Annotated in this window: 11 protein-coding genes; 5 read left to right on the top strand and 6 right to left on the bottom strand. The window is 47.3% G+C overall.

Annotation, left to right across the window (positions count from 1 at the left end; genetic code table 11):
• The coding region (locus LDL40_RS00570; protein WP_300992620.1) for an LLM class flavin-dependent oxidoreductase at positions 1 to 909 on the top strand (909 nt) is incomplete at its 5' end.
• Here LDL40_RS00570 and LDL40_RS00565 read toward each other — a convergent pair.
• From LDL40_RS00565 to LDL40_RS00555, 3 genes are all read right to left on the bottom strand, one after another.
• Positions 906 to 1913, bottom strand: coding sequence for a DUF481 domain-containing protein (locus LDL40_RS00565; RefSeq protein ID WP_300992617.1), 1008 nt, complete (start codon positions 1911 to 1913; stop codon positions 906 to 908). The genes LDL40_RS00570 and LDL40_RS00565 overlap by 4 nt on opposite strands.
• A 104-nt stretch (positions 1914 to 2017) precedes the next feature.
• Positions 2018 to 2500, bottom strand: coding sequence for a fasciclin domain-containing protein (locus LDL40_RS00560; protein WP_300992614.1), 483 nt, complete (start codon positions 2498 to 2500; stop codon positions 2018 to 2020).
• Between the two features lie 160 nt (positions 2501 to 2660).
• Positions 2661 to 3047: a hypothetical protein gene (locus LDL40_RS00555; RefSeq protein WP_300992611.1), complete on the bottom strand. Its 387-nt coding sequence runs from the start codon at positions 3045 to 3047 to the stop codon at positions 2661 to 2663.
• Positions 3048 to 3282: 235 nt separating this feature from the next.
• Here LDL40_RS00555 and LDL40_RS00550 point away from each other — a divergent pair, with 235 nt between their 5' ends.
• Together LDL40_RS00550 and LDL40_RS00545 are read left to right on the top strand one after the other, a co-directional pair.
• Positions 3283 to 3588 carry a helix-turn-helix transcriptional regulator gene (locus LDL40_RS00550; RefSeq protein WP_300992608.1) on the top strand — a complete coding sequence of 102 codons (306 nt, stop codon included), beginning with the start codon at positions 3283 to 3285 and terminating at the stop codon, positions 3586 to 3588.
• Between the two features lie 10 nt (positions 3589 to 3598).
• The gene (locus LDL40_RS00545) at positions 3599 to 4657 is read left to right on the top strand and encodes an alkene reductase (RefSeq protein WP_300992606.1); all 1059 of its coding nucleotides are present in this window, start codon (positions 3599 to 3601) and stop codon (positions 4655 to 4657) included.
• A 50-nt stretch (positions 4658 to 4707) separates the two neighbouring features.
• Here the strand turns inward: LDL40_RS00545 and LDL40_RS00540 are convergent, their stop codons facing one another.
• Both LDL40_RS00540 and LDL40_RS00535 read right to left on the bottom strand, forming a co-directional pair.
• Positions 4708 to 6096, bottom strand: a complete 1389-nt coding sequence (locus LDL40_RS00540; protein WP_300992604.1) for a PepSY domain-containing protein — start codon at positions 6094 to 6096, stop codon at positions 4708 to 4710.
• A 12-nt stretch (positions 6097 to 6108) separates the two neighbouring features.
• Complete coding sequence (locus LDL40_RS00535; RefSeq protein WP_300992599.1) at positions 6109 to 8217, bottom strand: TonB-dependent siderophore receptor; 2109 nt, start codon at positions 8215 to 8217, stop codon at positions 6109 to 6111.
• Between the two features lie 311 nt (positions 8218 to 8528).
• Between LDL40_RS00535 and LDL40_RS00530 the strand changes: the two genes are divergently transcribed.
• A complete protein-coding gene (locus tag LDL40_RS00530) occupies positions 8529 to 8714 on the top strand; it encodes a hypothetical protein (protein WP_300992597.1) in 186 nt (61 codons plus the stop codon).
• Between the two features lie 53 nt (positions 8715 to 8767).
• Here LDL40_RS00530 and LDL40_RS00525 read toward each other — a convergent pair whose 3' ends face one another.
• Positions 8768 to 8944 (bottom strand): hypothetical protein, encoded by a 177-nt coding sequence (locus tag LDL40_RS00525; RefSeq protein WP_300992595.1) that lies wholly within the window; start codon positions 8942 to 8944, stop codon positions 8768 to 8770.
• A gap of 460 nt (positions 8945 to 9404) precedes the next feature.
• Between LDL40_RS00525 and LDL40_RS00520 the strand changes: the two genes are divergently transcribed.
• On the top strand, positions 9405 to 10000 hold a 596-nt coding region (locus LDL40_RS00520), incomplete at its 3' end, for a GTP-binding protein (RefSeq protein ID WP_300992622.1).

Genomic DNA, 10000 nt, shown 5'->3' with positions numbered 1-10000 from the left:
AAAGCTTTAGCACAACAGGCTGATGCCTTGGGCTACCATCGTTACTGGTTGGCAGAGCATCACAATATGCCGGGCATTGCCAGTGCTGCGACCTCTTTGTTGATAAGCCATTTGGCTGCTGCCACCTCACGCATTCGCTTAGGTGCTGGTGGCATTATGCTACCCAATCATTCACCTTTGGTGATAGCCGAACAATTTGGCACCCTGGCGACCTTATACCCTAACCGCATTGACTTGGGTTTAGGCAGGGCACCAGGCAGCGATCAGCTCACAGCGAGAGCGTTAAGACGAAGCAGAATAGAAACTGAAGATCAGTTCCCAAGCGATATTCTTGAGTTACAGCAGTATTTTGGTCCGGTACAACCAAATCAGCCGGTACAAGCTGTACCGGGACAAAATCTGAATGTGCCCTTGTGGATTTTGGGTTCAAGTTTATATGGTGCCCAACTGGCGGCCCATTTAGGTTTACCTTATGCCTTTGCCTCTCATTTTGCTCCCAAGATGATGGTGCAGGCTGCAGATTTGTATCGCAGGCAATTCAGGCCTTCGGCTCAGTTGGATAAACCTTACCTGATGCTGGCATTGAATGTATTTGCCGCCGAAACTACAGCACAGGCAAAACACCTTTTTACCTCTGCGCAACAGCAGTTTGTTAATTTAGTAAGGGGAGTCGCTGATTTATTGCCTGCCCCGGTAGAAAACATGGATTTAATCTGGCAACCCCATGAAAAGGCTTATGTCGAACAGGCTTTATCTTGTTCTGTGATAGGCAATCCGGCCGAGGTTAAACAAGGCTTACTGAAATTTATCGCCGAACATCAACCTGATGAATTGATGCTGGCTGGTATGATGCACGACCCGAAAGCCCGACAACTCAGTTTCCAAATAGCGGCTGAGCTTATTGGCTAAAACTTAGCACCTATGCTGAGTTTTTGGTGTAAGTCCCGGCTATCTACTGAAAGTCCGGGATATTCAGGCAACACCACATCAATTTTTGACCAGTCTAAATCCACCGAAAAAGACAACCGAATTCGTTCTGTCAGGTAATAATGCACACCTGAACTCAGATCAATTTCCTGCAGAAATTCGATGTAACGAACTGGCTGATTAACCGGCTTTAAATAACTGCCTTCACTGAAGATTTCAAAACTGCTGCCGGGCCAGACGTAACGCAAATCCCATTCCAATTGCAAATGCCGAAAATCCAGACGTTGTCTGTCACCGAGAAAAAGCTCAAGTCCGGCGGTTTCTCTAAAGTGTGTACGTTTTAAACCCGCCAAAGCAATCAACTCTAGTCTTAGTTCAGCGGTATCGTAAAAGCTGTAACCTAAGCCCGAACTCAGATCTGTATTTTTATAATCCGAAGCAATAAAGTCCTGCGCATAATCCACTTTATTACGCCAAAACAATTGTGACGCAAAAAAATAATCGGCCCCCGGATTAAGCAAATACTTATGGGTTTTCTTTAAGGAATTGCTGGTCTCATAGTCGTATCTGCCGTCGAAAGTTAACCGCAAATTCGCATCACGTTGTTCAAAGGCTGTTTTAAAACCCAGATTATCTGTATTGCTGCTACTGCGTTTTTTTCCTGCGGTTAAATCCACGCTATAATGCCGCACAGGCTGGTTTTTCACCAGGCCAGCTGTAGTATCAACAGGCACCGCAGCCACTGCGACCTCCTGTTGCTGTTCTATACGATCAATCTGAACTCTCGGCAATTGCACCTGACCTGAATAAGGTAAGTTTAAGAAAACAATATCTTTATTCTGCTGAGTTATGGTGCCTGTCAATCTATCCCCATTTTTCATCCAGATTACACTGTGACTGGCCGCAGTAAGACTGAAGCTAAGACACAGTAAAACCATCACCAGCACCACTTTGACCACAGCATTGATCCTTGTACATAAAATCATATTGCCCCGGAACAGTGTAACAGCAGTACATTCATCCAGGCAGTTCTGAAGGCCTGAAAAAACAAAAGGAGCACCAGGCTCCTTTTTTCAAACAAAAAATAGCGTTATTTAGGTAATACAACGGAGTCAATTACATGAATGACGCCGTTACTGGTTTCAATATCAGTACTAATCACCATAGCGTCATTCACGTAGACGACGCCATCTTTCACTGAAATTTTCAGCTCTTGCCCCTGAACAGTTTTAGCTGATGTTAACTTCACTACATCAGCTGCCATGACCTTGCCCGCCACCACATGATAGGTCAGCACCTTACTCAGTGCGGCTTTATCTTTTAACAGGGCTTGTAGATCTGCGGCTGGAACTTTGGCAAAAGCCGCGTCATTGGGTGCAAACACAGTAAATGGACCAGCCCCTTTTAAAGTATCGACCAAATCTGCAGCTTTAACAGCTGTTACCAGAGTACTAAAGCCGCCTGCAGCCACTGCTGTATCAACAATATCAGCCTTAGCTGAAGCGTAAGATGCGGTACTGACCACTAGAGCTGCAGAGAGAATGGATAAATTCAATAGAGAGCGAAATTTCATGCTGATTTCCTTTTAGTTGAACATAAAACCTGCTTAAAAAACGGCTCTGGTGTTTAAAAAGATCAGAACTATATTTCTTAATTTTAGGTAAACCATAGTCCGGACGGGCCGTAATACGCAGCTTTTGTAAAACGGATGATGAACCACTTCATTGGGTCATTTAGTTGTCAGCTTTTTTTGTGTCAGAAACGTTCCAACAGCGTGATTCATGTCTGCTTACAGCACCAAACTCCACTGAAAATCCTTGTTGTTTCAGCCCTGTAAAAGCCGCTTTTTCATCTTCAATCGGATGAAACAATGTGCAAAAGGTGCTGGTGTTTAGCATGTTTAATGTCTGCTCAACTTGCCAGCGCCCTATAGGGTCCGGTGGCATCAGCACATATTCAAGGCTTAAACCCCGGCTTAAATCCTGCTGCAGTAATTTTTCAACCAGTTTTTGAGTTTGAGCTGCAGTGACAGTCCACTGGCGTAAATCAACAATACGCGCCCAGGGCTTGCCTCGCATGCTTTGGTAAAACAGTTCCAAAGCTTCTGCATAACGATCCATCAGGTAGTCCTCATGTATGCCTGTAAAGCGCACATAAAGTGCATTTTCACTATGACTAATTTCCAAAGTTGACAACAAGGTATTCATCGCCGACCCGCTTCATTTGCCTGTTTCGCCATGTTGTTATCAGCATAGCAGCATGAAAATGTACCGGTCGGAACAAAATATAGCTTGCATATCGATTTTAAGCGATATATATTTCGCAATATCGCGATATATAAATATGGATTAAACGATGAGCTCTGCAGAACTCGACGAGATGATCAAGGCCCTGTCTCACCCAGTGCGACGGGAGATTTTAAACTGGCTGAAACAACCTGAAGTCTATTTTGCCGATCAGGACCACCCGCTAAGCCTTGGGGTTTGTGCCGGCAAAATAGATCAAAAAACAGGTTTGTCTCAGTCCACCGTGTCCGCCCATTTGGCCACTTTGCAACGCGCTGGTTTTATCAGCAGCAAAAAAGTAGGTCAGTGGAGTTTTTTCTCGCGTAATGAAGAGGTGATCCAACACTTTCTGACGCGACTAAACGAACAGCTTTAAGGAGCTACAGATGCCAACTTTGTTTGATGCAATCACCATAGGTGATTTAACCCTGAAGAACCGTATTGTGATGGCGCCTTTAACACGATGCCGTGCAGATGAAGGCCGCGTGCCTAATGCTATGATGGCGGAATATTACACTCAGCGTAGCAGCGCAGGTTTAATCTTATCTGAGGCCACTGCAGTAACCCCTATGGGTGTTGGCTACCCTGATACACCTGGTATTTGGTCAGATGCTCAGGTTGAAGGCTGGAAATTAGTCACAGAGGCCGTACATAAAGCTGGCAGCCGTATATTCCTGCAACTTTGGCACGTTGGTCGTATCTCAGATCCAATTTATCTGGGTGGCGAAAAACCTGTGGCACCGAGTGCGTTGCGACCAGCAGGTCATGTCAGTTTAGTCCGTCCAATTAAAGATTATGAAGAACCAAGAGCGTTAAGCCTGGCTGAAATTAAAGATGTGGTAGAAGCCTTCAGGCAGGGCGCCCTGAATGCCAAAGCTGCAGGTTTTGACGGTGTTTTAATCCATGGCGCGAACGGCTACTTGCTTGACCAGTTCCTGCAAGACAGCACTAACTTAAGGGATGATGAATACGGTGGCTCGCTGGAAAACCGGGCTCGTTTAATGCTGGAAGTCACAGACGCTTGTATTGATGTCTGGGGTAAAGACAGAGTGGCTATGCATTTAGCTCCTCGTATGGACTCACACGATATGGGTGATTCGAACCGCACCGCCACCTTTGGTTATGTAGCTACTGAACTGGGCAAACGTGGTATTGCTTTTATCTCTACCCGCGAACACCCGGCACAAGACAGCATTACTCCGCTGATTAAACAGTTGTTTGGCGGCATTGTGATTGCGAATGAAAAATTCAGTAAAGCAGAAGCCAATCAGTGGCTGGCAGAAGGCAAAGCTGACGCTATCGCCTTTGGTATTCCATTTATTGCCAATCCGGATTTGCCTAAACGTCTGGAGCTGGATGCGGAATTAAATCCAGCAAAACCAGAGCTGTTTTACGGCAAAGGCCCGGCAGGTTATACCGATTACCCTACTTTGGCTGAAGTCTAAGCAACCTGTTAGTTCGATCAAAAGGCCAGCAGCAACGCCGGCCTTTTGATTTATGAATTCACTTTTCGGTTTTGCCAATATCTTAGTAACGCAAAAGCCAGCAACGATAATAAAAGCAGCGGAAACAGAATCACCAGCACCAGCAAACTTAGCTTTAACCCCAAAGGCAAACTGTCTGTGCTTTGCAAAGGCGGAAACCAGCGGCCTGGTTTTCTGCGTCGCCACCACAAAGTTAAACCTGCGATCAGAGCTGCCAGCGCCACCAGGCAGAACAGTAAATTCAACCACTGATTCCACGCCCCATATTGCCGGCCTAAATGAGTCATGGTGCCCCACTCCACTACTTTGGCTAAAGCCGAATAACGTAGCCAGCCAATATCATCCAGTAGTTCACCGCTGACGGGGTCGACATAAAGTGTCTGCTGCCCCTCTGCTTTATCAGGCACATAGTTGATTTTAAATACATCTGATGCAGTAGCCGGATAAAAAATCCGAACTCCGGCACCATAAGTAGCCAAGGCCAACCTGTCCAGATAAGGTTCGGCTTTGCTGATATCCGCTTTCATAGGCTGATGCTGCATAGTGCTTACAGGTACAGGATGATGTTCTGTTACCCAGGATTCCTTGCCTCCCGTCACATGCACCGCTTGCATTTTATGTTCGTGATGCGGGTCCACAGCTCTGGTTTTGACACTGTCAGGTAAATGGAAGTTAGGAGATGGCGTTACCCAATGCCACTGCGGGCTAAAATCCCGGCCTAATTGCGCAAACTGTTTACCCCAAAAGGTTGACCAGGGCATACCACTGATGACCAGAAAAGCCAAAGCTAAAGAGCTGACTAAAGCCAGCACAGCATGCCAGTCGCGCCAGTGCACCCGGCCATCACTGCGTTTTCGTGGCACGAACACACCTGCCAGACGCCAGTGTTTTGGCCACCAAAGCCAGGCTCCGGTCAGCAGCAAAAACAAGGTCCAGCAGGAAAACCATTCAATAATATAACCGCCTACAGGGCCTGCCATCAGCTCACCATGCAAACGCCGCACTATCGCCATAGGTTGAGTTGCAGGGTCAATATCTGCTTTAACCTGCAGGCGATAAGGGTCCAGATAAATTAAATGCACAGCATCGGGCGCTGTCAGTTGCCAGCGTACCGCATGAGCAGCTTCATCTGGTAACACAACCCTATTGATGGTCCAGTCCGGATACTGTTGCCGTAAAAAATCCTGTTGCTGCGCCAAAGTCGCGGCAGTGCCTTCAGGCGTCAGTTCCAGCGCCTCCTGTTGCCACCATTGATCAAATTCCCGATCAAACAGATAAGCACTGCCTGTTAATAAAAGCACCAGCAGCACTGGCGCTATCATCAGGGCAGACCAGCCATGCCAAAAAAACACAGCGCGCATGGCACCAGCAACGTTTTTATCTGTAGTTAACTGATCCAATTCAGCCACCACTTACCACTGCCATATCAGTTGTAAACTGGCTTGCTGTGGCTCACCCGGATAGACCACAAAACCATTGCCTGATGCGGTGTAATACAGCTCATCCAGCAGGTTGTTCACGGCCAGTTGTGCCGACCAGTTGCTTTGCTGATACCTAAGCCCAGCTCCAATCAGACGATACGCATCTAGTTGCCAGCTTGAACCTGTGACAAGAGGCCGGCCACTGCTGTAATTCGCCCGGACAAAAGCGGTCCAGTCATCATTGTATTGCCAGTTGGCGCTCAGATTGACTCTGTGACGGGCTAAATCACCAAGCTTTGCCCCAAGGTCACCATCATTACTTTCTGTGATTTGACCATCCATGTAGGCATACCCAGCCTGCAATTGCAGAGCAGAATTCAACTGCCAACGGCCTTCCATTTCAACGCCGTCCACGCGCTGTTCGCCACTGTTCACACTAAAATCTGAGTCCAGCGGATCAGCTGTCAGCGCATTTAAACGCTCAATACGAAACAGCGCCAGGCTGCCGTTGAACTGTTCTGCACTGAACCTGAGGCCTAACTCGGTTTGAGCAGATTCTTCCGGCTCCAGCGCATCCCCTGTTCTGCTGCGGGCTGCAGCGCTGCTTTCAACATCAAAACCTGTGTTATGACCGGTAAATAAAGTCAGTTGATCATTCAACTGCCAGGTCAGGCCCAATTGCCAGATCGTGGATGAGACCGGCACCCAGTCTGCGCGGCTCCCCCAGCTACCACTACCAGCTTTACTGTCGGTGTAACGCACTGCACCTATCAAGTGTAGATCTGGGGTAAATTTGATTTGATCCTGCAGATACCAGGCATCAGAATCCAGGTTGTAGAAATTATCAAAAGCAAAATCCAGCACCGGATCTTGGCTGTCATATTGATACTGTGGATTATTAATATCGACAGGGTTTAAAGTACCAGCCCTGATGTTCGACTGGGTAAAACGGCCCCGCTCCCGTCCGGCTTCATAACCCAGCAACACTTTGTGCTCTAAAGCACCTGTCATGACACGGCCATTTAAATCCAGCTGTGCTATCTGGTAGTCATCATTTTCACGGCCCTGACGACCGGTGCGACTAATTAATTCAGGTTTGCCAACAACAGGAGCACGTAAATTGACCTGCCCAAACACAGTATTGAATTCCTGATACTGCAAACGCGGCGTCAGTGTCCAGTCCGGGGTCAACTGAATATCCAGCCAATACTGATACAAAGGTGCAAAAGAGCGCAGGCTGGTAAAACCTGGCTCACCCAATTGGCTGCTGATATCCAGCACTTCCTCATCCTGATCAGGCAGCACCACAGAGACAGGCAAGCCAACATAACGGTCCGTTTCGCGTTTAACATACTCAGCAACAAAATGGCCTGTGGCCTGGTCGCCGACCTGATGCTGCAGCATCAGACTGATATTGTTTCGGTCCATCGGCTGACGATCAACAAAAGTGTCTGAGCGCTCAAGCTCGCCTGTTAAGCGTAATGACACAGAATCAGACAACACCTTGCTGATATCCCCATTGGCAACTCTCTGCTGGTCAGTACCTAACCTCAAGCCTGCACTGCCGCTGTTATCAGCCCCTGGTGTTTTGCTAACCAGATTAATCACCCCACCCACAGCCGACTGACCATAAAGCACACCGGATGGGCCTTTTAATACTTCCATCCGCTCGATGCTGTTCAAAGCGGACGCATCCACATCTTCAAAATAACGCTGGCGCATACCATTGCGCATCTGGTCAGCAGCAAAACCACGGATCTTCAGACTAAAAGACTGATAAGGCCCAACTCTGGAATACCCCGGATTGGCGCTGGGGATATCACGTAACAAATCCCCGACAGACACCAGCCCTTGCCCCCGCATCTGCTCCACATCCAATAGCTGAATACTCTGTGGTAACTCTTTTAATAAAATGCCGGATTTGCTACCAAAAGTGTCGCTCGTGCGCTGACCAAACACAGACAAACGCTCCAGACTAGCTTCAGCCGCGGTGTTTACCTGAGATTGCTCCTTTGCTACGGCAGAAAAACACAATAAAGACAGAGCCTGAGCACAGGCCAAACTCAGCAGACTCAAACGGGGAATTCGGGACAGTTGCATAAAAATAACGCCTTTAAATCAGAAAGTTAACACAGCGTTATTGTCACATAGCGAGCTGAATCAGCCGATGCGGCATATTGTCGCAGCCCCAATTTTAGCGGGAGCTTTTTTGAAGCGCTCTGTCATTGAGTCCTTTCAATGCGGCAATTTGTCACATTGAAAGACTCCTCGCAGGCTTTATACACTGCCAGCCTTTTCAGCAGGTCTGTATCCGGAATTTGAGCAGACTTTGCGCAGACAATAGCCAGATAAAGGCGACGCAAATCACAGTGTGATAAGCAAATAAGTTCGAAGTAGTGAGTGGAGTAGTGATGCTGATTGACTCTTTGTTGTTTCTGGCCCGCCTGACGGCGCTGCTACTTGTTTTGATTAATCTGGCTTACCTGCTCTATCCGGGAAAGCAGCTCAGCACAGAGAAAATGACAGAACATAGAATTGAACATAGCATGTTGGCCTTAGCTGGCATCATAGCGCTGCTGGTACTGCTATGGGTCTGAAGTCAGCTCAAGACTGAAGCACAACAGCGCTCCAGCCTTAAGATAAAAGCGGACTATATATTCATCGCAATCCAGACCATACCCGGCATATTGGGGTTAAAACCTATCTGGCCGGTAAAACCGCCATTTCGCAGGCCGCTGATAAATTGCTCAACAGTCATAGGTGGAGATACTTGCACTTCCGCGTCTACCGTTTGTTCTGTTGCACTGGTTTGTGTTTGCTCGCTCATTGCTCTGATTTCCTTATAATATAGTGTTCCTACTCTGTCTGGCTTTTCGGTGACCGCCCCAGTTTTTGACGTGGTGTCTGGATCCCACTGCGCCTGAGCAACACGCCAAGCGTTGCAGGCTGACTGGCGTGAGTTACAGATCACAGTTGTACCCATCTGAACAACCAGCCTCTTAACTAAATAGCACAACAGCAAATTTTTCCAATATAAGAACAGAAAAATTTATGTCAGGATAAACCAGAGATCATGCAAAGTTATTTGTTTGAGGTTGAGGCATGGTGAATGACGTGGCTCAGACCGCTTCGTAGCCTTTTATTGCCGGACTGTCAAAGTTCATAAAAATGCAGTTGACGGCGAATTCGAAAAAACAGAAGATCGCACTGATTTTTTTTCGGGCAAATCGGAATAATTTCCTGTATATTGTCGCACTATTTTAAAACCCTAGCTTATCGAGATGACTATGTCAGCAGATTTATCCTTATACAGAAACATTGGTATCTTCGCCCACGTTGATGCCGGCAAAACCACTACTACCGAGCGTATCCTGAAACTGACCGGTAAAATCCATAAGATAGGTGAAGTTCACGAAGGTGAATCAACCACAGACTTCATGGTTCAAGAAGCTGAGCGTGGTATTACAATCCAGTCAGCAGCAGTTACCTGTTTCTGGAAAGGTCACCGCTTCAACGTTATCGATACACCAGGACACGTTGACTTCACAGTTGAAGTGTACCGTTCTCTGAAAGTATTAGACGGTGGTATCGGTGTATTCTGTGGTTCAGGCGGTGTTGAACCTCAGTCAGAAACTAACTGGCGTTATGCGAACGACGCGAAAGTTTCCCGTCTGATTTTCGTAAACAAACTGGACCGTATCGGTGCTGACTTCATCCGTGTAACTGAACAGGTGAAAAACGTACTGGGCGCAACTCCACTGATCATGACTTTACCAATAGGCCGTGAAGATACGTTCGTTGGTGTAGTTGACCTGCTGAGCGAAAAAGCTTACGTATGGGATGATTCTGGCCAGCCAGAAAACTACAAAGTGGTAGATATCCC

This window comes from Rheinheimera sp., assembly GCF_020217005.1.
GTDB lineage: Bacteria > Pseudomonadota > Gammaproteobacteria > Enterobacterales > Alteromonadaceae > Pararheinheimera.
Note: the sequence above shows the minus strand (reverse complement) of the source record. Positions and strands in the feature narration are given on the sequence as shown.

What these genes read in the sequence shown, in the direction of transcription:
- LDL40_RS00565 (WP_300992617.1), bottom strand. Translation starts at nt 1,913, where the DNA reads ATGATTTTATGTACAAGGATCAATGCTGTGGTCAAAGTGGTGCTGGTG.
- LDL40_RS00560 (WP_300992614.1), bottom strand. Translation starts at nt 2,500, where the DNA reads ATGAAATTTCGCTCTCTATTGAATTTATCCATTCTCTCTGCAGCTCTA.
- LDL40_RS00555 (WP_300992611.1), bottom strand. Translation starts at nt 3,047, where the DNA reads ATGGATCGTTATGCAGAAGCTTTGGAACTGTTTTACCAAAGCATGCGA.
- LDL40_RS00550 (WP_300992608.1), top strand. Translation starts at nt 3,283, where the DNA reads ATGAGCTCTGCAGAACTCGACGAGATGATCAAGGCCCTGTCTCACCCA.
- LDL40_RS00545 (WP_300992606.1), top strand. Translation starts at nt 3,599, where the DNA reads ATGCCAACTTTGTTTGATGCAATCACCATAGGTGATTTAACCCTGAAG.
- LDL40_RS00535 (WP_300992599.1), bottom strand. Translation starts at nt 8,217, where the DNA reads ATGCAACTGTCCCGAATTCCCCGTTTGAGTCTGCTGAGTTTGGCCTGT.
- LDL40_RS00530 (WP_300992597.1), top strand. Translation starts at nt 8,529, where the DNA reads ATGCTGATTGACTCTTTGTTGTTTCTGGCCCGCCTGACGGCGCTGCTA.
- LDL40_RS00525 (WP_300992595.1), bottom strand. Translation starts at nt 8,944, where the DNA reads ATGAGCGAGCAAACACAAACCAGTGCAACAGAACAAACGGTAGACGCG.